The organism is Idiomarina aquatica, assembly GCF_004362895.1.
Lineage (GTDB): Bacteria > Pseudomonadota > Gammaproteobacteria > Enterobacterales > Alteromonadaceae > Idiomarina.
Genome location: NZ_SNXI01000012.1, coordinates 38,785 through 63,744, shown reverse-complemented (window position 1 = coordinate 63,744; position 24,960 = coordinate 38,785). Strand labels below are relative to the sequence as shown.

Sequence of the window (24,960 nt, the reverse complement as noted above, 5' to 3'; positions counted from 1 at the left end):
TCAATCAAAATATACGCGTAAGATTAGCATGAACAGAATCCTACGCCTAGCGCTCGAGCTCGCCTAATACGGCAAAAATTTCATCGCTGTTAAAACCCCGTTGCTGTAAATAGCGAACCCGTTTAGCCCATTGTTTTTTATCTTCGGGCGGTTGTTCGCCGAATTTACGGGCATGCACCTCACGACACTGCGAACGCCAGTCTACTTCGTGTTGAGCCAGTACCTGCTCCAACAATTCTCTATCAAGCCCGCGTTGTTGGGTTGCCTGCGCAATAATTTTCAAGCGCCCCTGACGCTGCATGAGTTTGTCTCGAACAAAGCTTTGCGCAAACCGTTCATCGCTTTGCCAACCCTCTTCGGCCAGCCAATTAACCAGTTCCACAATCCAGCTTTTAGGCCAGCCTTTTTGCGCCAATTTTTGGCGCAACTCAAATTGGCTGTGTTCGCGCCGAGCCAGTAATCTAAACGCACTATCTTTTAGTGTTTGTCGTTGTTCTTGTTCGCTTTTTTCGCCCATTGTGGAACTTTTATCCATGTAGTGACTCCAATTTGGCAAATTCGGCAGACCTTAGGTAAAGCATAATAATGAAACACTCCGATCCATTTTGGAAACCTACCCTGTTGCTAACGGTCGGTTTAGCATTGCTTATGTCGTTTACTGCGTACGGCCAAACTTTTGATCGTGGCCAGCAATCAGGTATCAGCGTTACCGGGGCAGCCAGCGTAAGTGCGGTACCTGACCAAGCCTCGATAAGCTTCGCTATCGAACAGCGCGGTAACAAACTTAGCGCATTAAAAACCCAGGTTGACCAATATACCACGCGCTTAATCGATGATTTACTCGATCGCGATATTCCGCGCGATAATATTCAGTCATTCCAGCTCAGTATTTATCCCCAATACGAGACGGATAACGATGGCAAGCGCGAACAAAGTGGCTTTATAGTAAGCCGAAATATCGATGTTACGCTGCCCAGTTTAGCGCTATACGATCAAATTATCGATTTAGCCATTGCACAGGGTGTGACCCGCGTCGGCCAGGTGCGTTTTGAAGTATCAGACCAGCAACAGCTGTATCAACAAGCATTACAAAAGGCCTTCGAAAATGCCCGTAGCAAGGCCGAGTTTATCGCCACTACAGCAGGACTCGAGATCGTATCCGTGATGAGCGTCCAGGAGCAATCTATGGCGCGTCCGGTAATGTTCGAAATGGCAGCTATGGATAGTCGCTCTAAATCCCCGTCACTACCTGGAGCGCAAGAGATCGAAGCGCGTTTAAGCGTGGTTTTTAGTGTTGCTGGTAAAAACTGATAGGGACAAGCTGCGATCGTTGTAATACACTCACTTTATAACCTGTTATATGAGTAAATCGTGAAGCTGACATTTCGCGCTCTCATCATTTTAAGTTTTTTGCTCTCCAGCCTACCCGGTCTGGCATCTGAGCCGTGGCAGCAATGGCGGATTGATGCCAGTAGTGACCCCGACAAATGGTTAGAAACCAGCCAGCAGTGGATAGAAACCTACGACAGTCAGCGTGATTTTTCCAAATTAGCTATGGCCTACGCCCTGCGCGCCGAAGCGCTGCGCTATTCCGGTAATGAGGATCAAGTTCAGTCTACTATCGAGGAAGGGCTTCGCTTTGCAAATATTGCTGATGACCCCGTAGCTACCGCGTTATTGCGTATTAACCAGGGCTGGTACTTTTTACAACGGAGCATTTTAAACCGCGCTGCAGCAAGTGCCGCCTACGCCGTAGAAGCAGCTAAAGCTAGTGGCAATAACAACCTATTTATAGAGGCTGAGATACTTGAGGCGCAGGTCTTTCACGATTCAGGTGACGTTGCCCGCGCACTGGAAATACTGGAGTCACTAGAAGCCGAACAGCGTTCCGATTTGCCGCGCCTGCAACTTGAGTTTCATAGTCTGATTGGTGCCATTTATCTGGATGTTGGAGCCACGGGGATCGCCTTAGAACACATTCGGGATGCTTACGAAATAGCAAGGGATTCACTCGGTGCCTGGGATCGTTCGGTGGCAGAATACAATCTGGCCCGTGCCTATGCCCGGACAGGAGAACTTTCGCAAGCACGTGAATTTTTTGAGCAAGCACTGCAAACCAGTCGCAGTATCAATGACGGCCTGGGTGTCGCATACGCCCAAATGCGACTGGCAGAAATAGAACATCAGCAAGGCAATAATGATATTGCTCTAACCTTACTGGATAAAACCCTACCCGACTTTCGCGATGCCGCAGCTCATCCAATGGAAGCACAGTCGCTGCTACTGAAAGCAGAGATTTTATTGGCCGAGGCACGATTAGCATCGGCAAAAGGTGTTATTGACACCACGCAGTCGCTTATTAACACGCTGCAAGACGTAACCCTGAAGCAACGACTATATGAAATTATTTCCGACTATCATCAGCAACAGGGTAACGCCGAGCTAGCATTGCAGGCCTACAAGACGTCCGTTGATTATTTGCTTGAGCGTCAGGCTGAAGTGCAAAACAAGCAAATACAGGAAATTATGGTACGCCTGGAAATCCGCGAGCAGGAGGCAACCAATGAGTTGCTGCAAAAGGAAAACCAGCTACAACAACTGCAATTACAGGAACAGCAGACATCCAATTACCTGATGCTGTGGCTGTTGTTTTCAGGGGCTGCCATTGTGCTATTGATCAGTTACTTTTTGTACCAACAAATGCGCTCCAGACGCCGCTATGCAGAGTTAGCACTTAAAGACGATTTAACCGGAGCACCGAATCGCCGCGCGGTTGTTCGCCATTGTAAATTGGGTCTTGAGCAAGTTCGTCAGAATAAGGCCGCACTGGCATTGGCTATTATTGATTTTGATTACTTTAAACAGGTCAATGATTCCTTTGGGCATGACGTAGGCGATGCCGTACTCAAGCGGTTCGCGGATGTTACACAGGAATGTTTGCGACGGCAGGACCATTTCGGCCGCATGGGCGGAGAAGAGTGGTTATTAGTGTTATTCGATGCGTCAGAAAATGATGCCGAACTGATTTTTTCACGCATTCTTAATCGTATGAACGAGGTTGAAATCAAAGGATTGCCCAGAGATTATCGGGTAACCTTTTCGATGGGCTTTGCCGAAGCGACTGCCGATGATACCTTCGAGCGACTCTATAAGCGTGCTGATGACGTGCTGTACGCTGCTAAAGAACGTGGCCGTCAGCGATTACAGATTGCGCCACTGCCGCCGGCACAGAATGGCTAATACAATGCAGTCCCCCGCCGCCGAGCACAAACTCGCGCGCGGCCGCCGACACTATCGTTTTACCCGGCAATGCCTGCTGTAAACAGTGTAACGCAACGGCATCGTAATCAATTTGATAGTGCGGCAGCACAATGATGTTTCCTATGGCAACAACATTAACGTAGCTACACAACAATTTAACTGCGGTGGTGCGCTGCAACGCACCCGTTATGCGAGCCAAACCACGACGTTCTGCGACTGTCGCTGACTGCGGATAGGGTAGCGGCAAAGCCACTTTGTTAATACTATCCGGAAGTTGCTCAAGTGCTTTCTCTAATTTCCGGCACGCCTGATAGTCAGGATGATTCGGATCATCGGTAGTACAGAAAAGCAGCGTGTCATCATCAATAAACAGCGCCATGTTATCAATATGTCCGCCGGTTTCGTCAGCACTCAAGCGGGTATCAACAAATATTGGTTTTAACGGGCTAAAAGTATTGCTAATAAGGTTCTTTAAGTACGCTTCGGTCATGCCGGGATTGCGTTGCTTTAAACACGCCATTCCCACCAGTAACCACTCGCCGTTATGACTGAACATACCGCCTTCACCACACCAGCACGCAGCACTTATTGGATAGTCGAATAAACGCTGTGCTAGTGTTTGATCGGCTTTTATCTGATGCTGTATTCCGCCCCATCCATCAAAAGCAGGTAAAATCCCCTGCCAGCCAGAACTGCTGGCCTGTTTAAACCATAACGGTAAGGTATCGCGAAGCCAAATATCGTTATAGGCGATGTTATGATAATCGAGACAGTGAACATTAACCGAGGAAGAAAGTTGTTGCTGTAGCTGTTTTATGGCTTTTTGCGCCGGCTCGCCGGACGCGCGCCATACATCGCTGAGATAAGGTAGAGCGAGCAATAGGTGTTGCTCGCTACTATACTCTTTAAACCACCAGCGCATGTTACTTTTTAGGCTTACTGGCGCGCGGTTTTTGTTGTCTTAACTGCTGTTTTCTTTTAGCGGTAACTTTACGGATTTTGCCAAACCGACGCTGCTTCGATTCCTGATTACGCGGGTCAATAAACGACCGTGTTTCAGGCGCCAACTTCACTTGCTTGCGTAAATAGTTAACATCTTCCAGCGACAGTTCTGCCCAACCACCCTGCGGTAAGCCTGATTCAAGCGGAATGTTGCCGTAACGAACGCGAATCAAGCGGCTGACCTGAACTTCCTGCGACTCCCATAAGCGTCGTACCTCGCGGTTACGCCCTTCGCTCAGGGTGACATGAAACCAGCGGTTGATACCTTCGCCACCGGCTTGCTTGATGGTATTAAATTTGGCCGGGCCATCTTCTAATTGCACGCCTTTAAGTAAGCGTTGCAACATCGCTTCGTCAACTTCACCAAAAATGCGCACGGCATATTCCCGCTCTACCTGCTGGCTTGGGTGCATCAGGCGATTAGCGAGTTCGCCGTCGGTAGTAAACAACAACAGACCTGAGGTATTAACGTCAAGGCGTCCCACGGCGACCCAGCGCGCGCCGGACATTTTCGGCAACCGGTCATAGACCGTTGGACGCCCTTCGGGATCCTTACGCGTACACAGTTCGCCCTCAGGCTTGTGATACATGAGTACACGGCAAATCACCGCTTCTTCCGGCTTTATTTGTGCTTCATGGCCATCAATACGAACCTGCGCATCAGCGTCGATACGCTCGCCAAGTCTTGCCACTTTGCCATTAACACGTATGCGCCCGGCTGATATTTTGGCCTCAATCTCCCGACGTGAGCCATGGCCGGAGCGTGCTAATACTTTTTGTAACTTTTCAGTCATTCAGGTCTCTCTCGTTAATCGCTGTCTCAGCGGTACGTTCATCTTCCGGCACATCAATTGCCGGCAATTCATCTAATGTTTGCAGGTTAAAATCGTCTAAAAACTCGGCCGTGGTTGCATAAAGTTGCGGTCTGCCCGGTACTTCTTTAACGCCGACCACTTTTATCCAGCCACGTTCCTGCAACGTTTTCATGATGCTACTACTTACACTAACACCACGAATTTGTTCAATCTCACCGCGGGTAATCGGCTGCCGGTAAACAATCAACGCCAATGTTTCCAACAATGCCTGCGAATACCGTGGTGGCTTTTCCTGCCACAGTCCGGCTAAACGCTGGCCTAAGTCGGCACGTGTTTGAAAACGATATCCTGATGCAACTTTCACCAGCTCGATACCGCGTTCCTGATAATCGTGCTGCAATTCCTGCAGGGTCGCCTTTACTGCTGCTAACGAGGTTTCTCCTGCATTGAGCACCAGCTGCTGCAACTGCTCAGCCGTCAACGGCTGTGGATGTGCGAATAACGCGGCTTCTAGCAATTGTTTAAGCTGGGTCGAATTCATCATGTTGACGTTTTAACCTAATATGAATGTCGCTCATTGGCTCCATCTGCGTCAATTCTATCATTGATTCCTTCACAAGTTCCAAAATTGCTAAAAAACTAACCACTGCCCCCGCGCGCCCTTCGCTGCGAGTAAACAATTTGCTAAAGCTGATATATGATTTTTCTTGCAGCAATTCAATAACTTGACTCATTCGTGCACGGGTAGAAAGCTGCTCACGTTTAATTTGATGGTGCGCCTGTAACTTTATTGTTTGCAGCACCCGGCTAAACGCTAAGGTGATGTCTTCCAACGTGACTTCCGGCGGTGGTGTCGTCACATATTCGCGGGCATCGGTGTGAATTTCGCTCAGCCAGCTGTCGCGACCTGTCTGCGGCTGCGCGTCAATATATTCTGCGCCACGGCGAATCGCTTCATACTCCTGTAATCTGCGCACCAGCTCAGCTCTGGGATCCGCTTCTTCGTCATCCTCCTGAGGCGCTTTAGGTAATAGCAAACGACTTTTAATTTCTGCCAGCATTGCCGCCATAACCAAATAATCCGCAGCCAACTCCAGCTTAAGCTCTTTCATCATTTCGACGTATTCGACGTACTGTCGCGTAATAGTCAGTACCGGTATATCGACAATATCCAGTTTTTGCCGACGAATTAAATAAAGCAACAGATCCATGGGCCCGGAAAAGGTTTCCAGGATAACTTCCAGAGCATCCGGTGGAATATAAAGATCCTCCGGTTTTTCAACGACCGGCTCACCACGAACAAAACCCAGCGGCAATGATTGTTGTTCAGCCATGGCTACGCTTAGCGCTCAGGAAGTTAAAAGCTGAAGGGCTCAATGTCACCGGCACCTTCGCGTCGAATAGTGGGTGCACCATCGGATAAATCCACGACGGTAGTCGGATGTTCCGCTTTATTACCGCCATCGATAATCAAATCCACCAATTTTTCTAATTGTTCCCGAATGCGTTGCGGGTCGGCCTCAGCTAACTCGTTATCACCAAGAATTAAACTGGTCGACATCAGCGGCTCATCGAGTTCTTCCAACAAAGCCAACGCAATTTTATTGGTGGGTACACGAATACCGATAGTTTTTCGCTTGGGGTTCAATAATCGCTTAGGTACTTCCTTGGTGCCTTTCAGGATAAAGGTATAAGGCCCCGGCGTATTATTTTTTAACAGTCGAAAAGCATCGTTATCGACTCGCGCATAAATGGATAACTCCGACAAATCACGACACATCAGGGTAAAGTTATGTTCTTTATCGATATCACGGATTTGGCAAATCCTGTCAACGCCCTGTTTGTTGCCTAACTGGCAACCTATCGCGTAACCCGAATCGGTTGGATACACAACCACGCCGCCGCGATGAATAATATCAACGGCTTGTTGCACTAATCGCTTTTGCGGATTATCCGGATGAATGTCAAAGTACTGGCTCATGTAAGCCTCCTGAGTTAGGTGGGCGACCATGCACTCCATATTGGCACACAGTGTTCGGGCAGACAAAGGTTTTTGCCTAAATCGCGCCAGCCATTGGGATGATGAAAATCTGAACCTTGTGATGCTTTTAAATCATAATCGGCGGCAAACTCAGCTAACGCTTTACGATGTCCCTCGGGTTGCTGGCTAATACTCACTTCAATGCCATCCAGCCCCCAGGCTTTGGCTTCCTGACAGAGCTTGCGTAACCACTTATTTGATAGTTTATAAGCATGCGGATGAGCCAGTACCGCACTGCCACCGGCGGCATGGATCGCCGCTATCGCCGTTTCGATATCACACCACTGCGCCTTAACGTAAGCACTATTGCCTTTGCCGATATACCGATCAAAGGCTTGCTGCGGATGCTCGACAATGCCTTTTTCGACCATCGCATCGGCCAGGTGTTTGCGCGTTGGCATACCTGTTATGCGGCATTCTTCTCGGCTTAACATCACTGCACGCTTGGTCAGCTTATCCAGCATTTGTGCAAAGCGCTGTTCGCGCGCCTGCTGTTGCTGTTGCAGCAAGTTATTCAAGCTTGCGTTGTCTAAATCGACGTTTAACGCCACCACGTGAATCTCGAACGCATGCCAACTGCAACTAATTTCGACACCCGTGACCAGTTGCAGAGGCAGCGCATGTTGCTGCAGATATTCAGTCGCAACGCGACTACCACTGAGGGTGTCGTGATCGGTAATAGCGAGCACATCCACCCCCCTCTCAACCGCACGCAACAGCAGTTGCTCAACACTTAACTGGCCATCAGAGTGATTAGTGTGGCAGTGCAAATCGTAGTGTGGCATTACAGCGCAGCAGCCAATTCTGTACCCTGGCGAACCGCACGTTTAGCGTCCAGCTCTGCCGCTACGTCCGCGCCACCAATCAGATGAACCGACTGGCCAGCGTCAACTAACTGCTGTTGCAGATCACGCATTGGCACCTGACCCGCACAAATAACCACGTTATCGACCTCTAGCACCATGGTTTCGCCGTCGCGTTCAATTTCAATGCCATTCTCAACTACGCGTTTGTAACTAACACCATTCCACATATTCACGTTTTTACTCTTTAACTCGGCTCGGTGTACCCAACCCGAAGTTTTACCCAGGCCTTTACCGACTTTGGTTTCTTTGCGTTGTAACAACCACACCTGACGTGCAGACGGTTCCGGCTGCTGCGGTTTTAAGCCACCACGCTGCTGATAATCTTTATCAATACCCCAACGCTCGGACCATTCCTGTTCTGCAACCGTTAGTGACTTATCGGTAGTGAGGTATTCAGACACGTCAAAACCGATTCCGCCGGCGCCAATCACAGCGACTTTTTCGCCGACCGGTTTATGGTCACGCAATACATCTAAGTAGCCCAGTACGTGTGGTAGCTCAATGCCGGGTAAATCCAGTCGTCTTGGCACCACACCGGTTGCCATAACGATCTCGTCGTAGTTACCCGCAACTAATCCGTCGGCCGATTGTGCTTGTCCCAGCTTGACGTTTACACCGGTATCTTTTAAGCGCTCACCAAAGTAGCGTATGGTTTCGTAAAACTCTTCTTTGCCGGGAATTTGTTTCGCATAATTAAACTGCCCGCCAATTTCGCTGGCTTTGTCATAAAGATCGACCTGATGACCGCGTTCAGCGGCGGTACAGGCGAATGCCAAACCCGCTGGACCGGCGCCCACCACGGCAATGCGTTTTTTCTGCTGTGCAGGTTTAACCACTAATTCGGTTTCGAAGCACGCTCGCGGGTTAACCAGGCAGCTTGCACGTTTGTTTTCGAAAACATGATCCAGACAAGCCTGATTACAGGCAATACAGGTATTTATTTTGTCAGCCTGCTGACGCTGTGCTTTGTTAACAAATTCAGGGTCAGCCAATAACGGACGCGCCATCGACACCATATCTGCCTGCCCTGATGACAGAATGGACTCTGCTATTTCCGGTGTATTAATGCGGTTAACCGCCACCACCGGCACCGTCAGTTCTCGCCTAACCCGTTCAGTAATCCAACTGAACGCGGCTCTGGGAACCGAGGTCACAATGGTCGGGACACGCGCTTCATGCCAACCGATACCGGTATTAATAATACTTACACCGGCTTTTTCCAGCGCTTTACCCAACTGCAACACTTCGTCCAGCGTGTGTCCGTCTTCCACCAGATCTAACATCGACAAGCGAAAAACAATAATGAAGTTAGCGCCCACTTTTGCTCTCACTGCGTTGACGATATCCAGCGCAAAGCGCATACGGTTTTCAAAGCTCCCGCCCCAATCATCAGTACGTTGGTTAGTTCGTGGACATAAAAACTGGTTAATCAGGTAACCCTCAGAGCCCATGATTTCGACACCATCATAACCCGCCTTTTGTGCCAGCCGTGCCGCCCGCGCATAGTGCCTAATGGTGGTTTTTATTTGCCCGTCGCTCATGGCCTTAGGCTTAAATGGATTAATCGGTGCCTTTATCGCGCTCGGTGCCAGGCTAAAAGGGTGATAACTATAGCGCCCGGCATGCAGTATTTGCATACAGATTTTTGCACCATGCTGATGGACACGCTCGGTTACCTTGCGGTGCTTCGCTACGTGCCAGGGCTTAGACATTTCGCTGCCAAAGGGCGCTAAGCGGCCGCGCATATTAGGACTAATACCGCCGGTCACGATCAGCCCAACGCCGCCTTTTGCACGTTCTTCATAGAAGGCAGCTAGCTTGTCAAAGCCACCTTTTTCTTCCTCCAGGCCGGTATGCATTGACCCCATTAACACACGGTTGCGAATTTGGGTAAAACCTAAGTCGAGCGGCTCAAAAATATGCGAATACGATGCTTGTGTCACAACAGCCTCTTTTTAAACGGGTGTTTGATTTTATCTACACTTTACGCCGAAAGGCGGGCTCGCTCAAGTTTAAAACGCCAATGCCTCGCGCATCAAAAAACGCGTCAACGCGGGTCCGTCAATCTGAATGTTGTCGGCACCCGATGACTGCCCTTGTCGCCATTGTCGTAACAGCTGTTCGATAATCGGGAAAATGAGCCCATCGACCTGGCCCTCCGTGCTATGTCCCTGATTTAATTCGTTGAGCTCCAGGCTGGGCAGGTGGACGCTGGCAATGGGTTCGCCGCGGTCGAATAAGTTTATGGTGACATCGGTAAAACGTAGCGTCTGTAATTGCCAATCGATTGCATTACCCAGTGATGCCAGTGATGCCGGCTGAAAACGCACCGCCTGCTCTTGTATTTGCTCAATCAGCGTATGCAGGTTTGATTGCCCGGTAGCATAATAAGCCACCGTTAATTGCGCGCCACTCAGGCTGACTTCATTAATGCTGACTTGCCGCTGACCTAACACCTGCCAATTGCCCGACATACGAATGGTATCTGCAATGATCAGCTGATTTAACGGCTCTGACAGAGCCTCCACCCGCGTCGCTAACCTTACGTCATCAGCACTGAGCTCGTCAGTCAATGCGTTTACCTGCAGCTGCCCTAACCATAAATCGGCATTTAACTGCTCTGATGCCGAGCTTTGAAGCTGCTCTGCCAAACGTTGCGATATGCTTTGTTGCGCCGACACCGGCAACGCCCATACCAAAGTCAGGGCCAGCAATAGGTAGACCATGCCCAATAAATTCAAGTTAATTAACCGCATTGCACACTCATTTCCAGCTGTGTTTATTCCACATATCGTAAATCATCCGACAATAATCGCATAATCTTTGACGCCCACCTGTAAAACTTTGTTAATGTTAGACAACAAAAACACAGGAGAAACACCATGAAGACCTCGTTTGCCCTTATTGCCGGGTTGTCTCTGGCCGGTGCCATGTTGACGACGCCCAGCGTTGACGCACAGCAGAATATCAGCGAACACATGCGTCAGATTCCCATTGAAACGACCTCTGTTACCGAACATAGTGTCGAAATTAACGGTGAAACGGTCGATTACACAGCAACGGCCGGAACATTGCCGGTTTGGAATGACGAAGGTCACCCAACCGCGACCCTATTTTATACCTACTATCAACGCGATGATGTTGATAACCGCGAAGAACGTCCAATCGTCTATTCATTTAATGGCGGCCCGGGCTCAGCCTCTGTCTGGATGCACCTGGCCTACACCGGCCCCAAAGTTCTTAACCTTAGCGACGAAGGTTACCCGGTTCAGCCTTACGGCGTGCAGGACAACCCGCACTCTATTCTGGATGTTGCCGACATTGTCTTTATTAACCCGGTCAATACCGGCTACTCACGGGTATTACCTAACGAAGATGGCGAGATGCCCTCTAAAAAACAACAGCAAGAGATGTTTTTTGGCGTTAATGCCGATGTCGAGTACCTGGCAGAATGGATGACGACCTTTACCAGCCGTTACAACCGCTGGCAGTCGCCTAAATTCTTAATTGGCGAAAGTTATGGTACGACCCGTGTTTCGGGGCTGGCCGGTGCTTTGCAAAACCGCCAGTGGATGTATATCAATGGTGTGATTCTGGTATCACCGACAGATATCGGAATTGACCGTGATGGTCCGGTGAAAGAAGCCAATCAATTACCTTATTTTACTGCTGCTGCGTGGTATCACGAGGCGCTGCCGAGCGACTTGCAGGAACGCGAGCTATTAGACGTATTGGCTGAAGTTGAGGACTACACCTTTGACACCTACTTACCGGCACTAGCTCAGGGTACGCGTTTACCGGATGCGGAACGTCAGCAGGTAGCGGCAACGGTTGCCCGCTATTCTGGTTTGTCCGAAGAGGCGGTATTATCCAATAACTTAGCGCCAAGCACCTGGTATTTCTGGAAGGAGCTACTGCGCGACCGTGACCGCACCATTGGTCGCCTGGACTCACGTTACCTCGGTATTGACGCCCGCCGCGCCGGCGACCGCCCAGATTATAATGCAGAGCTAACCTCATGGTTACACTCATTTACACCGGCCATTAATTATTATTTGCGTGAAGAGCTTAACTTTATTACCGACGTTAAATACAACATGTTTGGTCCGGTACATCCCTGGGATCGTTCAAATAACAATACCGGTGAACAGCTACGTGAAGCGATGGCAGCTAACCCATACATGAATGTATTGATTCAGTCGGGCTATTTTGACGGCGCAACCAATTACTTTGATGCCAAATACAATATGTGGCAGTTAGACCGCAGTGGCCTGATGAAAGATCGTATCTCGTTCAAAGGCTATTTTAGTGGCCATATGATGTACCTGCGCCGCGCCGACTTAGAAAAATCCAATGACGACTTGCGTGAGTTCATTGGCAATTCACTGCCGGGTAAAGGCGTACCAGCAGAATATAAGTAAGTGAGACAAATAATCGGCAACACCGACTTGACAAGCCAGCCAGTTCTGGTTAGTTTGTCTTTTATCAAAGGCGCTTAAAGAGCTATACAAGTTTATAGACAAGCGTTGAATTTATTGCAAAACGATGAGAACAACATGTTTACTAAAACTAACGTACAACATTGGTGGTGGCACATCTCGCAAGAGCGGGCTGTGACGTCGTGCGTGTAAAACACTCATCGTAATCGTTCAGAAACCCGCTCCATCGAGCGGGTTTTTTTATGTCTTCTCGATGGTGCGGAATTAATTAAAAGATATAATTTTTCGGGTGGAAGCAAGTTGTGAAGACGATTGATAATTCAAAACTAAGTAACCAAGGCAAAGTCGAAAGTATTCGGGTTCAAATTCCCTATCAAGCCGACACCGACAGCGTGTTTCGCTCGCTGTGCAGGGTCGATGGGCGCCACTTGTTACTCGACTCAGCGGATATCGGCACCAAACGCGCGGTAAAAAGTTTGCTGCTGATTGATTCTGCACTAACCATTACTTGCCGCGGGCAACAGGTGACGGTGCAGGCCGACAGCGATAATGGCCGCCAGTTACTCGATTTTTTAGCGGCTAACCTGCCCGACAGCGTTAACGTGGTCGCTGACACCCAGTCGTTAAACTTGACCTTCACCGCGCCGGCTAACAACTTAACCGAAGATCAGCGCCTTAAAGCCGTATCGAACGTCGAGCCACTGCGCATTTTGCAGCAACGGCTTGGCAAGGATAATGACGAAGCACGCCAGCACCCCTTTGCGGTATTTCTGGGGGGTGTTTTTGGTTACGACTATGTTGCTACTTACGAATCCTTACCTGAGGTACCCGCAGGCGATAACGATTGCCCGGATTACGTTTTTTACCTGGCTGAAACGCTACTGGTTATTGATCACGAACAGCATCGCAGCGAGTTACTCGGCAGCTTTTTTCGTGGCGCCGACGAACAATCCCGCTACCAGCAGTTAACGCAACGTATTGGCGCCATTGCCGCGCAGTGCCAGATGCCGGTCAGAACGGACGCCAGCGAGCGCCCGGCAAGCCAAACCACCGAGTCGGTCGATGCAACGCCGTCGGCACAGCAATTTAAACAACAGGTCGCTCAGCTTAAAGAGCACATTCTGGATGGTGATATTTTTCAGGTGGTACCGTCACGACAATTCAAATTACCGTGCCAGAATGCTGTGGCAGCCTATCAACAACTGAAAGTCAATAACCCGTCCCCCTACATGTTTTTTATGAGTCACCCGGATTTTTGCCTGTTTGGCGCGTCACCCGAGTCAGCGCTTAAATATGAACAGCAAACCAATCAGGTCGAGCTCTATCCGATAGCCGGTACGCGCCCTCGCGGTCGTAACCCCGACGGGTCGATTAACCTGGATATCGACGGACGACTCGAACTGGAGTTGCGGCTGGATCAAAAAGAGCTATCTGAACACTTAATGCTGGTCGATTTAGCCCGTAATGACCTTGCCCGCATTTGTCAGCCCGGCAGCCGCTATGTTGCGGACTTATTAAAAGTCGACCGTTACTCGCAGGTTATGCATTTAGTTTCGCGTGTGGTCGGTCAATTACGCAAAGATTGCGATGCGCTGCATGCTTACCGCGCTTGCATGAATATGGGCACCCTAACCGGCGCCCCAAAAGTCAGTGCAGCCAGCTTGATTCGACAGGTCGAGCAACAAGGTCGCGGCAGTTACGGCGGCGCGGTAGGATACTTAGCCGGCAATGGCGATATGGATACCTGCATTGTGATTCGTTCTGCCTTTGTTAAAAACAATCAGGCCATCGTGCAGGCGGGTGCCGGTGTTGTGTATGACTCCGACCCCGATGCCGAGGTCGCCGAGACCGAGAATAAAGCCAAAGCAGTGATTCTGGCTATTCAACAGACACAAACAGCGGAGGTTGCGTAATGACTGAACTCACTTATGCTCCCCGGATTGTGTTAATCGACAACATTGACTCGTTTTCCTACAACCTGGTCGATGAACTGGCACAGCTTGGCTATGAATTAGTGGTTTATCGCAACACCGTTGCTGCACAAACCATTATTGATGATCTCAGCGCTTACCCGGGCAAACAGGTGGTTTGCCTGTCACCGGGTCCGGGTCACCCGAGTAAGGCCGGTAACCTAATGCAGGTTATTAGCCATTGTCACGGTCGCTACCCAATGCTCGGTATTTGTCTTGGTTTTCAGGCGTTGATTGAATTTAATGGCGGACGAGTGGCGCGTTGTGGCGAAGTCGTGCACGGCAAAACGGCACAAATGACCACCGTTGAGCACCCTATTTTTGATGCCGTCAGCGACAATCACCGTTGTGTTATTGCACGTTATCACTCGCTCAGCGGTTATGACTTACCCGACACCATAGCGGTTATTGGACAGGTCAACCAAATTCCCATGGCAGCCGAATTTAACCAGGGCCAGTCGCTGGGTTTTCAATTTCACCCCGAATCACTGTTAACACCCAAGGGCAAACAGCTTTTGGCCAATAGTATGCAATTTTTGCTGGCGCAGCAGTTACAGGATCAAGCCGTATGAACAGTTTAAATCAACTTTTAGAAGGTAAAACGCTGTCGCAGCAAGACAGCAAAGGTTTCTTTCAACGTCTGGTTAAGGGCGAACTTAACGATACCCAAATCAGTGCTGCGCTGGTAGCGATGAAAATGCGCGGCGAGACGCCGGCAGAGTTGGCAGGCGCCGCCGAAGCTGTGTTGGATGTCTGTAAGCCCTTTAATCGTCCCGACCAGGTCGTTGTTGATAGTTGTGGTACCGGCGGCGACGGTAGTAATACCATCAATATTTCCACCACCGCTGCACTGGTTTCTGCCTCCATGGGCCTGTGTGTCGCTAAACACGGCAACCGCAGCGTGTCATCGCGGTCGGGCTCTGCCGATGTACTGGAAAGCCTGAAGCTACGCACCAATTTGGATCCGCGTGATGCCGCAACTCAACTTGCGGAGAACCATTTTTGCTTTTTGTTCGCACCGCATTATCACCCCGGTATAAAATACGCCATGCCGGTGCGTCAGACGCTGAAAACACGTACACTGTTTAACTTGATAGGACCATTGGTCAACCCGGCTCGACCCGATGCACAGTTGCTGGGTGTTTACAGTCCGGAATGGGTAAGACCGATGGCAGAAACGCTGCAGCGGCTGGGGGTTAAACGCGCCATGGTTGTGCACGGCAGTGGCCTTGACGAATTAGCATTGCATGGCCCCAGCCAGGTTGCCGAACTCGACAACGGTGAGTTAACTGAGTACAGGCTAACGCCGGCCGACTTTGGCTTAAACGAAGCGCCGTTAAGCGAACTTAAAGGCGGTGACGCCGACTGTAATGCGCGCGCGTTGCAACAGGTTTTGCGGGGTAAAGCAAGTCCTGCGCAAACGCAGGCGGTTGCCATGAATGTTGCCGCCATTCTTTACCTGGCCGGCCAGCACAGCGGCCTCAAGTCTGCCACCGAAGCGGCCCTGGCGCACATCCACAGCGGTGTGGCAAGCGAACACCTTGAGCGGGTACAACAGGCACAGGAGACGTATCATGTCTGAGAATGTATTACAGCGTATTGTGGCTGATAAGGCACAGCAAAATGCCGAACTCGCCGCCCGCTATCCGATAGCCAGCTACAAAGACCAATTGCAGCCGAGCGACCGTAGTCTTTATGACGCGCTGTCGCGACCCGAGGCGGGCTTTATTCTGGAATGTAAAAAAGCGTCACCGTCGAAAGGACTGATTCGGCCCGATTTTAACCCGGTCACTCTGGCGCGTGCCTACCAGCCCTATGCCGCTGCTATTTCGGTGTTAACCGAGCCCGACTATTTTCAGGGCAGCCTGGACTATCTGACAGCGGTGCGCGCTTCGGTACATCAACCGGTGTTATGTAAAGACTTTTTCGTTGACGAAGAACAGGTTTATCGGGCCCGTTATTTTGGTGCCGATGCCGTATTATTGATGTTGTCGGTACTCGACGATGCCCGGTATCAGCGCCTGGCAAAGATAGCCGACGCGCTTAACATGGACATTTTGACGGAAGTTGCCAGCGAACAGGAAATGCAACGTGCGGCTAGTTTGGGAGCCAGTATCATCGGTATTAACCACCGCGACCTGACTAACCTGACGATTAATCCGGAACGCAGTGCAGAACTGGCGCCATTGGCACCGGCAAATGCACTGTTAATTGCAGAATCCGGCTTTTCGTCGCATCAGGACATTCGTCACGTTGCACCACACGTGAATGGCTTTTTGGTCGGCAGCGCGCTGAGCGCGCAAAATGACGTTGACGCCGCCTGCCGTTCATTAATTTTTGGCGACAACAAAGTCTGTGGCCTAACCCGTGCCGAAGATGCCTTAAATGCAGCAGCGGCAGGCGCCCGTTATGGTGGCCTGATATTCGCTGAACGCTCGCCACGCTGTGTTGATACGGCGCAGGCGCGGCAGGTGATGGCTGCTACGCAAGACTTGCGGTATGTCGGCGTATTCTCAGATCAACCTTTAAATGAAGTGGCGCAAACAGCGCTGGACTTGCAGCTGTATGCGGTGCAACTACATGGCCACGAAGACATCGACTACATTAGCCAGCTGCGCCAAAAGCTAAAGCTTGCCGGTGCAGAGCACATTCAATTATGGCAGGCCATCCGAGTCGACAGCGCCGCGGATTTGAATCATTTACCTCATGCTGACCGTATTGACAGGTTAGTGCTGGATAACGGCAACGGCGGCACCGGCAAAACCTTTGACTGGTCGGCACTTGAACAACTCGGCCCGGGCCAGCGCCAGCGCTGCTTACTGGCCGGCGGCATCAGTCCGGACAATGTGGCCGGCGCCCTCGTCTGCGGTGTAGCCGGGGTAGACAGTAGTTCAAAATTAGAAGTTCAGGCAGGCGTAAAAGACGCCGCCAGGATTCACCAATTATTTTCCGAAATTCGTCGCTACGGTCGTTTTGCTAGTTCAGAACACCACAACGACACCCTTTTTACCCGTACTCAGGAGGCTGTATGAGTCGCACATTTCCCGCCTATTTTGGCGATTTCGGTGGCCAGTTTGTACCCGAAATTCTGTTGCCTGCATTAGATCAGCTCGAACAGGCCTTTGTGGATGCGTTAGATGACGAAGAGTTTCAGGCTGAATTTCGTGGTCTGCTGAAGAATTACCTCGGCCGGCCGACACCACTGAGCTTATGCCGCAATCTGCCGCTAACGTCGCCAAACAACACAAAAATTTATCTGAAACGCGAAGATTTACTACACGGTGGTGCCCATAAAACTAACCAGGTTCTGGGTCAGGCACTGTTGGCCAAGCGCATGGGTAAAACCCGTATTATCGCCGAAACCGGTGCCGGTCAACATGGTACTGCCACCGCACTTGCCTGTGCGTTGCTTGATCTCGAATGTATTATTTATATGGGCAAAAAAGACGCGGAACGGCAGCAGCCTAACGTTTTCAGAATGGAATTAATGGGCGCTAAAGTGGTGCCCGTTGATACCGGTAGTGGCACCCTCAAAGATGCCGTTAACGAAGCATTGCGTGACTGGACTGCCAGCTACCCAAATACCCATTATTTACTCGGCACCGCTGCCGGCGCACACCCGTTTCCGACTATCGTACGCGAGTTTCACCGTATGATTGGCGAAGAAGCTAAAGCACAAATCATTGAGCAAGCCGGACGTTTGCCGGACGAAGTGATCGCCTGTGTCGGCGGTGGCTCAAATGCCATTGGCATGTTTGCCGACTTTATCGACGAAGAAGACGTCGCCCTGGTTGGCGTCGAGCCTGCCGGTAAAGGCGTAGAAACTGCTCACCACGGCGCTACCCTGACCGCCGGCAAACCAGGTATATTACATGGCTGCATTTCGTTTTTGATGCAGACTGACGAGGGTCAGATCGAGGAGTCTTACTCCGTTTCCGCCGGGCTGGATTACCCCGGCGTCGGCCCACAGCATGCGCATTTAAAGGCTATCGGACGCGCGCGCTATGAATCCGTCACTGATGACGAAGCGCTGGAGGCATTCCAGTTATTGTCTCGCCATGAGGGTATCATCCCGGCACTGGAGTCAGCTCATGCTCTGGCCTACGCACTAAAACGTGCGGCTGAGCCAGATGCACCCGAAATTCTGTTACTTAATTTATCCGGCCGTGGTGATAAAGACATCGACCATGTCCGTAAAATTTTTGCGCAACAGGAGGCGCAGTCATGAGTCGATATGAATCGATGTTTGCCCAACTTAAACAAAACGGCAAAGGCGCATTCGTCCCTTTTGTCACCATTGGCGATCCCAATCCGCAACAAAGTTTGGCGATCATTAAAGCGTTAATCGATGGTGGCGCTGATGCGCTGGAGCTGGGACTGCCGTTTTCTGATCCCGTCGCCGACGGGCCGGTAATCCAGCGCGCCAACCTGCGCGCGTTAGATGCCGGCACCCGATTTGACGACATATTAACGATTTTACGCGAAGTTCGCGCCTACGCACCGGATATCCCAATTGGTTTGTTGGTTTATGCCAACTTAATTTATGCCAAAGGCGCTGAAAATTTTTATACCAAAATGCAGGATGTTGGCGTCGATTCGGTACTGATCGCCGACGTTCCCACCAAAGAAGCCGCTCGTTTTGCCGATATTGCCAAACAGCACCAGATTGATGCGGTGTTTATCTGCCCGCCCGATGCCAGCGACCGATTGCTGCAACAAGTTGCCGAGAATTGTTCGGGCTATGTGTACTTATTAAGTCGTGCAGGGGTAACCGGTGCCGAAACGCAAATGCAGGCACCTGCTTCTGAGCTAATCGATAAACTTGCAGAACATGGCGCACCGCCGGTGTTACTGGGCTTTGGTATTTCACAACCGGAGCATGTGCAAAAGGCGCTGGGCGCAGGTGCCCATGGTGCTATCAGTGGCTCGGCAGTGGTTGCCATTATCGAGAAAAACCTCGACAATGAAGCGCAACAAACCGAACAACTTAAGCAATTTGTCGCGCAGATGAAGTCTGCCACCTAAGTAGTCGTAGGAGAATTAGATGGCCCTGGTATTAGAGTATTTGCCAATCATTGCATTTTTTGTGTTCTATAAATTGGCGGATATTTATGTCGCCACCGGCGTTTTGATGGCCGGTACGGTGCTACAAATACTGGGGCTGAAACTACTGAAACACCCGATGACTACACGACATTGGGTAGCTCCGTTAGTCGTCCTTGGTTTTGGTACCCTAACGCTTGTTTTGCACGATGACTGGTTTATTAAATTAAAGGTCTCGGTTATTTATGGTGCTATTGCACTATTTTTACTCGGAAGCCTCCTATTTAAAAGGAACAACCCAATTCGTTCGCTTCGCGGCAAAGACTTGAACTTACCGGACTTTGTTTGGGCGCGATTGACTCTAGCTTGGATTGCATATTGTGTAACTCTTGCTTGTATAAACCTATATATCGCTCATTATTGGAGCCAAGAAGCCTGGGTTAATTTCAAAGTTTTTGGTATTTTAATAGCAACTTTCTTATTTATTTTGTGTACCGAGCTTTATTTGCACAGGTTTATTAATGCAGAGCAGGATGACCAATCATGATGTGGTTCGTTATTTTTGCCGAAGATCATGAAAACTCACTGGACGCCCGTAAACAAGCGCGACCTGATCACCTGGCCCGGCTTAATGCGTTGCAGCAGGACGGGCGCTTGTTAGTGGCCGGCCCCTGCCCTGCCATTGCCGAGAAAGATCCCGGCTTACTGGGTTTTACCGGCTCAGTCGTGATTGCTGAATTTGAATCGTTGCAACAGGCGCAGCAATGGGCTGACGAGGATCCTTACTGGGCAGCCGGAGTTTATAAAAAAGCCACCGTTAAGCCATTTAATGCTGTTCTACCGAACTAACACCTTCCATGCAAAGTATTGAATTGACGGCCAACGACCGTTATGTGCATTGTGTTCGCTTTGAGCCCCAGTCAACCCCCATAGCAACCGTGGTTATTGCCGCGGCATTGGGTGTTAAGCAACGGTTTTATCAGCCATTAGCCAAGTGGCTGAGCGAACAGGGCTATCGCGTTATTACCTTTGATTATTACGGCATTGGCCAGTCACTGGATAAACCGATACAGCAAATTGATACCGATATCTTTGCCTGGGCAGAACAGGATATTGATGCGGTGTTAGCCTATGCTGCCGAGTGCAAGGGTGAACAACCCTTGTTTTATCTGGCACACAGTTTAGGTGGGCAACTGCTGGCACTGGCAGACAACGCAGCACACATCGACAAAGTCGTCACGGTAGCCAGTGGCACCGGCTATTGGCGTAATGCCAGCAAACAGGTGCGCCGCACGTCCTGGTTGCTGTGGTACTTTGCCGTCCCCATTTCAACGCCTATTGCGGGTTACTTTCCGGGTAAAAAACTCAGAATGGTTGGCGACATGCCCGCTAACGCGATGCGCCAATGGAGCCGCTGGTGTCGCAGTAAAGATTATTTATTCGACCACCTCACCACGGAGCAAGCCAAGCGCTACCGAAACTTCACCGCTCCTATTCAGGCTTTTCACATAAGCGATGACGAGCTTTTAAAGCGCGAAAACATCGAAAACCTGCTGGCTCACTACCCCAATGCCCCTTCGACATTGACTGACCTCACCCCGTCAATGACACCGTTAAAAGGTATTGGCCACTTCAATGCATTTCGGCGTGAATTCCAATCCAGTCTTTGGCAAAACTATTTGCTTCCCGCACTGCACCTCGATTAAAGTCGACTAATACATAGACTCGAACCGCGGTTAAGGACAAACCATGCACTATCAGTTGGAGCTGGCATTATCGTTGCTCGCTGCTTTGGCTATTGGCCTGATGATTGGTATTGAGCGCGGCTGGAGCGGCCGCGATAGTAACGACGGTGACCGCGTTGCCGGTGTACGCACCTTTAGCCTTATAGGCCTGGTTGGCGGCGTCTTTGCGGTGTTGGGGCAAGAGTTTGGTAATGCACTGATCATCACCGGCTTTGTCGTCACTACCTTGTTAATCGCGGCATCCTATCTGGGCCACACCCGAATGTCAGATGACTCCGGCATTACCACTGAGTTTTCGATGCTGATAACCTTTGCGCTGGCGGTGTGGGCAGCCTCTGACAATCCATTACCTGCGCTTAGTGTCGCCGCCGTGGTGGTCGCTTTACTCGGCCATAAACAACGTTTACACGCGCTATTGCGCAAAATTTCACCACAGGCCTTTTACTCCGGCATTACCTTGCTATTAATATCCATCGTTATACTTCCGCTGCTACCCAATCAGGGATACGGCCCATGGCAGGCGTTAAACCCTCACTGGACATGGTGGATGGTGGTTCTTATTTCGGGGCTATCCTTTGTCGGTTATTTGTTTACCCAGCTGTTGGGGCAAAACCGCGGCACTCTCATCACTGCCATTGCCGGTGGCCTGGCGTCATCGACCGCGGTAACCGTTACCATGGCGCGTTTTGCGCAAAAGCAACAAGGCAATACCCTCTACGCCGTCGCTATGCTGTTGGCTTCTGCCATCATGTTCCCGCGGGTATTGATCGAAGTGTTTGTAGTCAATCGCGCTTTGCTGGCAAGTGTTTGGCTACCGGTGGTAGTTATGCTCACCGGCCTATTGCTCGTGTTGCTATGGCTAAAGCGCGAACAGCAAAAAAATGGCCATCACGACGCACCAGAGCTAGAACTTAACAACCCGCTACAGTTATCAACGGCGTTAAAATTCGGCCTGTTTTTAGCACTGATATTGCTGCTGGCTGAAGCCATGAAAGATTGGTTTGGTGATGCGGGGGTTTACAGTTTGGCACTAGTATCCGGCTTGATGGACGTCGATGCCATAACGCTGTCGTTAGCTAAGTCCGCACAAACCGATTTATCGCACAACGTCGCTGCCTTGGCTATCGTGCTTGCCTGTGCCAGTAACACGGTACTAAAGGGAGTGTTATTTGCGAGTATTGCAGGCTTTAAAAATAATGCCCGTATTGCGGTGTTAATGGCGCTGGGCGTATCGCCGGGGATTGTAACTGCACTGATCCAATTAGCGGTTTAAAAAGTAATCAATAAGTGAATGGATTGTTTTTCTCTCTGACTACATGTGGCGTAGTAATTTTGTCACATTGCTGAGGTACTCTTTACCTCGTCAAAGCAATCCACTCCCTGGATTAGACCTATTCGCCCCTCACCTTTTGTGAGGGGCTTTTTTAATGGTCTGGTGTCGTTAGCTGTTACGACTTATTCAAGTCAAAACGGTCTAACTGCATGACCTTAGTCCAGGCCTGAACAAAGTCTTCGACAAACTTCTCTTTACTGTCATCCAGTGCATAGATTTCAGCAACTGCACGCAGTTCGGAGTTTGAACCAAAGATTAAATCGACCGTTGTCGCCGTGTACTTTTGCTCACCGGTATCACGATCGCGTCCAATGAAAATAGACTCATCGTCTTCTGACTTAGACCATTCGGTATCCATGCTTAGCAAGTTAACGAAATAATCATTGGTCAGCGTGCCCGGTTGGTCAGTAAATACACCGTGTTTATGACCTTTGTAGTTTGCGTCTAATGCACGCAACCCACCAACCAACACCGTCATTTCCGGCACAGTCAGATCCAACGTATCCGCCTTATCAACCATCATTTGCGCCGGGTTCAGACGACTTTCTTCACTGTAATAGTTACGGAAAGCATCAGCCGTTGGCTCCAGGAACGAGAACGAGTGCACGTCTGTCATGTCTTGTGTAGTATCGTTACGGCCGACCACAAACGGAACGCTAACATCATGGCCTGCATCAGCAGCTGCTTTTTCGATTGCCGCTGCGCCTGCCAGCACGATCGTATCCGCCAGAGAGACTTGTTTGTCTCCGGATAAATCGTCGTTAAAGTCGGTGCGGATTTCTTTTAGTTCCGCCAATACCCGCTTCAGTTCGTCCGGGTTATTAGCTTCCCAGTTAATTTGTGGCTCTAACGCAATACGCGCGCCATTAGCGCCACCACGTAAATCGGTCGAACGGAAGCTTGATGCTGCGGCCCAGGCCGTACGCACCAACTCTTGCACTGTTAAACCAGAATCCAGGATACGCTCTTTAAGTTCAGCCACGTCATTGTCGTCAATCAGGGTATAGTCGATTTCAGGGATCGGATCCTGCCACATAAAGTCCTGTTGCGGAGCTTCGTCACCCAGGTAAACCGCTTTCGGACCTAAGTCACGGTGGGTCAGTTTAAACCAGGCACGAGCAAAGGCTTGTTCAAATTCTTCCGGGTTTTCTTGGAAGCGTTTTGCAATTTTGCGGTACTCAGGATCAAACTTCAGCGACAAGTCGGTAGTGAACATGATTGGCGCTGAACGTTTGCCTTCGACGTGCGCATCAGGCACCAGCTCAGAAGCCTGACCATCTTTCGGGATCCACTGAATCGCACCTGCCGGGCTGCGCGTTTGCTCCCATTCAAAGTTAAACAGGTTGTTCAGGTACTGCATGGTCCATTGGGTTGGTGCGGCAGACCAGGCGCCTTCTAAACCACTGGTGATGGTATCTTCAGCATTACCCTTACCACAGTTATTTTTCCAGCCCAGTCCTTGTTGTTCAACCGGCGCAGCCGCAGGTTCTGCTTCTAAACACTCTTCGGGGCTGTGCGCGCCATGTGCTTTACCAAAGGTATGGCCACCGGCGATAAGCGCAACCGTTTCTTCGTCATTCATCGCCATACGGGCGAATGTGTCGCGGATATCTTCTGCCGCTAACAACGGATCCGGGTTACCGTTAGGTCCTTCAGGGTTCACATAAATTAGACCCATTTGCACTGCTGCAAGTGGATTCTCTAATTTGCGGTCGCCCTTGTAACGCTTGTCACCCAGCCATTCCGACTCAGGTCCCCAGTAAACAATATCCGGTTCCCAGGCATCAACCCGGCCTCCGGCGAAACCAATAGTTTTAAAGCCCATGCTTTCAAGTGCAACGTTACCGGTTAGGGTCATCAGGTCACCCCAGGAAATCGCACGACCGTACTTTTGCTTAATTGGCCATAACAAACGGCGAGCTTTGTCCAGGCTAACGTTGTCCGGCCAGCTGTTTAACGGTTCAAAACGTTGTTGTCCGCCGGAACCACCGCCGCGACCATCTTGCACACGATAAGTACCGACGCCATGCCACGCCATGCGAATAAAGAACGGTCCATAATGACCCCAGTCGGCCGGCCACCAATCTTGTTCAGTGGTCATCAGCTCTTCGATATCAGCTTTTAACTGTTGCAAATCGATCTGATTAAAGGCCTCGGCGTAGTCAAAGTCTTCGTCTAACGGGTTTGATTCCGGGCTGTGCTGACGCAGTGGCTCCAGGTTGAGTTTATTGGGCCACCAGAAGCTGTTTTCCTTAGCTTCATTCATATTTTTCTGTGTGTGGTACGCATGCTCACCCTGCGCGTTAGCCACGCCTGAGGTCATCGCCATAGAAACCGCCAGCGCAACCGCCGACAGCATTGGTATTTTTGTTTTAATCATGGTTAAAAACCCTTTCGTTAATTGTGTTGATTACAACAACGTTACAGCAGCCGATATACTATAGA

General features: G+C 50.3%; 23 protein-coding genes. 13 read left to right on the top strand and 10 right to left on the bottom strand.

Annotation, left to right across the window (positions count from 1 at the left end):
- Nucleotides 1–46: 46 nt before the first annotated feature.
- Nucleotides 47–535 carry a regulatory protein RecX gene (locus tag DEU29_RS09455; protein ID WP_243734545.1) on the bottom strand — a complete coding sequence of 163 codons (489 nt, stop codon included), beginning with the start codon at nucleotides 533–535 and terminating at the stop codon, nucleotides 47–49.
- 50 nt (nucleotides 536–585) lie between these two features.
- Between DEU29_RS09455 and DEU29_RS09450 the strand changes: the two genes are divergently transcribed.
- Nucleotides 586–1,311 (top strand): SIMPL domain-containing protein, encoded by a 726-nt coding sequence (locus tag DEU29_RS09450; RefSeq protein WP_243734544.1) that lies wholly within the window; start codon nucleotides 586–588, stop codon nucleotides 1,309–1,311.
- 60 nt (nucleotides 1,312–1,371) lie between these two features.
- Nucleotides 1,372–3,240, top strand: a complete 1,869-nt coding sequence (locus DEU29_RS09445; RefSeq protein WP_243734543.1) for a tetratricopeptide repeat-containing diguanylate cyclase — start codon at nucleotides 1,372–1,374, stop codon at nucleotides 3,238–3,240.
- Here the strand turns inward: DEU29_RS09445 and DEU29_RS09440 are convergent.
- From DEU29_RS09440 to DEU29_RS09405, 8 genes are all read right to left on the bottom strand, one after another.
- A complete protein-coding gene (locus DEU29_RS09440) occupies nucleotides 3,179–4,183 on the bottom strand; it encodes an agmatine deiminase family protein (protein ID WP_133540110.1) in 1,005 nt (334 codons plus the stop codon). The genes DEU29_RS09445 and DEU29_RS09440 overlap by 62 nt on opposite strands.
- A gap of 1 nt (nucleotide 4,184) precedes the next feature.
- Entirely contained in the window at nucleotides 4,185–5,057 is an 873-nt protein-coding gene (gene rluB / locus DEU29_RS09435; RefSeq protein ID WP_133540109.1) for a 23S rRNA pseudouridine(2605) synthase RluB, read from the bottom strand.
- A complete protein-coding gene (gene scpB / locus DEU29_RS09430; protein ID WP_133540126.1) occupies nucleotides 5,050–5,619 on the bottom strand; it encodes an SMC-Scp complex subunit ScpB in 570 nt (189 codons plus the stop codon). The genes rluB and scpB overlap by 8 nt, the downstream gene beginning before the upstream one ends.
- The gene (locus DEU29_RS09425) at nucleotides 5,600–6,412 is read right to left on the bottom strand and encodes a segregation and condensation protein A (RefSeq protein WP_133540108.1); all 813 of its coding nucleotides are present in this window, start codon (nucleotides 6,410–6,412) and stop codon (nucleotides 5,600–5,602) included. The genes scpB and DEU29_RS09425 overlap by 20 nt, the downstream gene beginning before the upstream one ends.
- 23 nt (nucleotides 6,413–6,435) lie before the next feature.
- Nucleotides 6,436–7,059, bottom strand: coding sequence for an L-threonylcarbamoyladenylate synthase (locus DEU29_RS09420; RefSeq protein ID WP_133540107.1), 624 nt, complete (start codon nucleotides 7,057–7,059; stop codon nucleotides 6,436–6,438).
- Between the two features lie 14 nt (nucleotides 7,060–7,073).
- The gene (locus tag DEU29_RS09415; protein ID WP_133540106.1) at nucleotides 7,074–7,904 is read right to left on the bottom strand and encodes a PHP domain-containing protein; all 831 of its coding nucleotides are present in this window, start codon (nucleotides 7,902–7,904) and stop codon (nucleotides 7,074–7,076) included.
- A complete protein-coding gene (locus tag DEU29_RS09410; RefSeq protein ID WP_133540105.1) occupies nucleotides 7,904–9,928 on the bottom strand; it encodes an NADPH-dependent 2,4-dienoyl-CoA reductase in 2,025 nt (674 codons plus the stop codon). The genes DEU29_RS09415 and DEU29_RS09410 overlap by 1 nt, the downstream gene beginning before the upstream one ends.
- A 69-nt stretch (nucleotides 9,929–9,997) precedes the next feature.
- Nucleotides 9,998–10,741 (bottom strand): hypothetical protein, encoded by a 744-nt coding sequence (locus tag DEU29_RS09405; RefSeq protein ID WP_243734541.1) that lies wholly within the window; start codon nucleotides 10,739–10,741, stop codon nucleotides 9,998–10,000.
- Between the two features lie 126 nt (nucleotides 10,742–10,867).
- Here DEU29_RS09405 and DEU29_RS09400 point away from each other — a divergent pair, with 126 nt between their 5' ends.
- From DEU29_RS09400 to DEU29_RS09350, 11 genes are all read left to right on the top strand, one after another.
- Nucleotides 10,868–12,406 carry a S10 family peptidase gene (locus DEU29_RS09400; protein ID WP_133540104.1) on the top strand — a complete coding sequence of 513 codons (1,539 nt, stop codon included), beginning with the start codon at nucleotides 10,868–10,870 and terminating at the stop codon, nucleotides 12,404–12,406.
- A gap of 329 nt (nucleotides 12,407–12,735) precedes the next feature.
- Nucleotides 12,736–14,337 carry an anthranilate synthase component 1 gene (locus tag DEU29_RS09395; RefSeq protein ID WP_133540124.1) on the top strand — a complete coding sequence of 534 codons (1,602 nt, stop codon included), beginning with the start codon at nucleotides 12,736–12,738 and terminating at the stop codon, nucleotides 14,335–14,337.
- The gene (locus tag DEU29_RS09390; protein WP_133540103.1) at nucleotides 14,337–14,966 is read left to right on the top strand and encodes a glutamine amidotransferase-related protein; all 630 of its coding nucleotides are present in this window, start codon (nucleotides 14,337–14,339) and stop codon (nucleotides 14,964–14,966) included. The genes DEU29_RS09395 and DEU29_RS09390 overlap by 1 nt, the downstream gene beginning before the upstream one ends.
- On the top strand, nucleotides 14,963–15,976 hold the full coding sequence (gene trpD / locus DEU29_RS09385) for an anthranilate phosphoribosyltransferase (protein WP_133540102.1): 1,014 nt from the start codon (nucleotides 14,963–14,965) through the stop codon (nucleotides 15,974–15,976). The genes DEU29_RS09390 and trpD overlap by 4 nt, the downstream gene beginning before the upstream one ends.
- Nucleotides 15,969–17,426, top strand: coding sequence for a bifunctional indole-3-glycerol-phosphate synthase TrpC/phosphoribosylanthranilate isomerase TrpF (gene trpCF, locus DEU29_RS09380; RefSeq protein ID WP_133540101.1), 1,458 nt, complete (start codon nucleotides 15,969–15,971; stop codon nucleotides 17,424–17,426). Before trpD ends, trpCF begins: the two co-directional genes overlap by 8 nt.
- Nucleotides 17,423–18,622 (top strand): tryptophan synthase subunit beta, encoded by a 1,200-nt coding sequence (trpB, locus tag DEU29_RS09375; RefSeq protein ID WP_133540100.1) that lies wholly within the window; start codon nucleotides 17,423–17,425, stop codon nucleotides 18,620–18,622. Before trpCF ends, trpB begins: the two co-directional genes overlap by 4 nt.
- Nucleotides 18,619–19,419 (top strand): tryptophan synthase subunit alpha, encoded by an 801-nt coding sequence (gene trpA / locus DEU29_RS09370; protein ID WP_133540099.1) that lies wholly within the window; start codon nucleotides 18,619–18,621, stop codon nucleotides 19,417–19,419. The genes trpB and trpA overlap by 4 nt, the downstream gene beginning before the upstream one ends.
- Nucleotides 19,420–19,438: 19 nt before the next feature.
- Complete coding sequence (locus DEU29_RS09365; RefSeq protein ID WP_133540098.1) at nucleotides 19,439–19,984, top strand: inner membrane-spanning protein YciB; 546 nt, start codon at nucleotides 19,439–19,441, stop codon at nucleotides 19,982–19,984.
- Nucleotides 19,984–20,286, top strand: coding sequence for a YciI family protein (locus DEU29_RS09360; RefSeq protein ID WP_133540123.1), 303 nt, complete (start codon nucleotides 19,984–19,986; stop codon nucleotides 20,284–20,286). The genes DEU29_RS09365 and DEU29_RS09360 overlap by 1 nt, the downstream gene beginning before the upstream one ends.
- A gap of 8 nt (nucleotides 20,287–20,294) precedes the next feature.
- Complete coding sequence (locus DEU29_RS09355; RefSeq protein WP_133540097.1) at nucleotides 20,295–21,143, top strand: alpha/beta hydrolase family protein; 849 nt, start codon at nucleotides 20,295–20,297, stop codon at nucleotides 21,141–21,143.
- 43 nt (nucleotides 21,144–21,186) lie between these two features.
- Complete coding sequence (locus DEU29_RS09350; protein WP_133540096.1) at nucleotides 21,187–22,455, top strand: MgtC/SapB family protein; 1,269 nt, start codon at nucleotides 21,187–21,189, stop codon at nucleotides 22,453–22,455.
- Nucleotides 22,456–22,630: 175 nt separating this feature from the next.
- On the opposite strand, the gene katG is transcribed toward DEU29_RS09350, so the two are convergent.
- Nucleotides 22,631–24,895, bottom strand: a complete 2,265-nt coding sequence (katG, locus tag DEU29_RS09345) for a catalase/peroxidase HPI (protein WP_133540095.1) — start codon at nucleotides 24,893–24,895, stop codon at nucleotides 22,631–22,633.
- Between the last annotated feature and the right edge of the window lie 65 nt (nucleotides 24,896–24,960).

What these genes read in the sequence shown, in the direction of transcription:
- rluB (WP_133540109.1), bottom strand. Translation starts at nt 5,057, where the DNA reads ATGACTGAAAAGTTACAAAAAGTATTAGCACGCTCCGGCCATGGCTCA.
- DEU29_RS09440 (WP_133540110.1), bottom strand. Translation starts at nt 4,183, where the DNA reads ATGCGCTGGTGGTTTAAAGAGTATAGTAGCGAGCAACACCTATTGCTC.
- DEU29_RS09415 (WP_133540106.1), bottom strand. Translation starts at nt 7,904, where the DNA reads ATGCCACACTACGATTTGCACTGCCACACTAATCACTCTGATGGCCAG.
- DEU29_RS09350 (WP_133540096.1), top strand. Translation starts at nt 21,187, where the DNA reads ATGCACTATCAGTTGGAGCTGGCATTATCGTTGCTCGCTGCTTTGGCT.
- DEU29_RS09425 (WP_133540108.1), bottom strand. Translation starts at nt 6,412, where the DNA reads ATGGCTGAACAACAATCATTGCCGCTGGGTTTTGTTCGTGGTGAGCCG.
- scpB (WP_133540126.1), bottom strand. Translation starts at nt 5,619, where the DNA reads ATGAATTCGACCCAGCTTAAACAATTGCTAGAAGCCGCGTTATTCGCA.
- DEU29_RS09360 (WP_133540123.1), top strand. Translation starts at nt 19,984, where the DNA reads ATGTGGTTCGTTATTTTTGCCGAAGATCATGAAAACTCACTGGACGCC.
- DEU29_RS09400 (WP_133540104.1), top strand. Translation starts at nt 10,868, where the DNA reads ATGAAGACCTCGTTTGCCCTTATTGCCGGGTTGTCTCTGGCCGGTGCC.
- DEU29_RS09365 (WP_133540098.1), top strand. Translation starts at nt 19,439, where the DNA reads ATGGCCCTGGTATTAGAGTATTTGCCAATCATTGCATTTTTTGTGTTC.
- DEU29_RS09455 (WP_243734545.1), bottom strand. Translation starts at nt 535, where the DNA reads ATGGATAAAAGTTCCACAATGGGCGAAAAAAGCGAACAAGAACAACGA.
- DEU29_RS09390 (WP_133540103.1), top strand. Translation starts at nt 14,337, where the DNA reads ATGACTGAACTCACTTATGCTCCCCGGATTGTGTTAATCGACAACATT.
- DEU29_RS09355 (WP_133540097.1), top strand. Translation starts at nt 20,295, where the DNA reads ATGCAAAGTATTGAATTGACGGCCAACGACCGTTATGTGCATTGTGTT.
- trpA (WP_133540099.1), top strand. Translation starts at nt 18,619, where the DNA reads ATGAGTCGATATGAATCGATGTTTGCCCAACTTAAACAAAACGGCAAA.
- DEU29_RS09420 (WP_133540107.1), bottom strand. Translation starts at nt 7,059, where the DNA reads ATGAGCCAGTACTTTGACATTCATCCGGATAATCCGCAAAAGCGATTA.
- DEU29_RS09450 (WP_243734544.1), top strand. Translation starts at nt 586, where the DNA reads ATGAAACACTCCGATCCATTTTGGAAACCTACCCTGTTGCTAACGGTC.
- DEU29_RS09405 (WP_243734541.1), bottom strand. Translation starts at nt 10,741, where the DNA reads ATGCGGTTAATTAACTTGAATTTATTGGGCATGGTCTACCTATTGCTG.
- trpD (WP_133540102.1), top strand. Translation starts at nt 14,963, where the DNA reads ATGAACAGTTTAAATCAACTTTTAGAAGGTAAAACGCTGTCGCAGCAA.
- trpB (WP_133540100.1), top strand. Translation starts at nt 17,423, where the DNA reads ATGAGTCGCACATTTCCCGCCTATTTTGGCGATTTCGGTGGCCAGTTT.
- trpCF (WP_133540101.1), top strand. Translation starts at nt 15,969, where the DNA reads ATGTCTGAGAATGTATTACAGCGTATTGTGGCTGATAAGGCACAGCAA.
- katG (WP_133540095.1), bottom strand. Translation starts at nt 24,895, where the DNA reads ATGATTAAAACAAAAATACCAATGCTGTCGGCGGTTGCGCTGGCGGTT.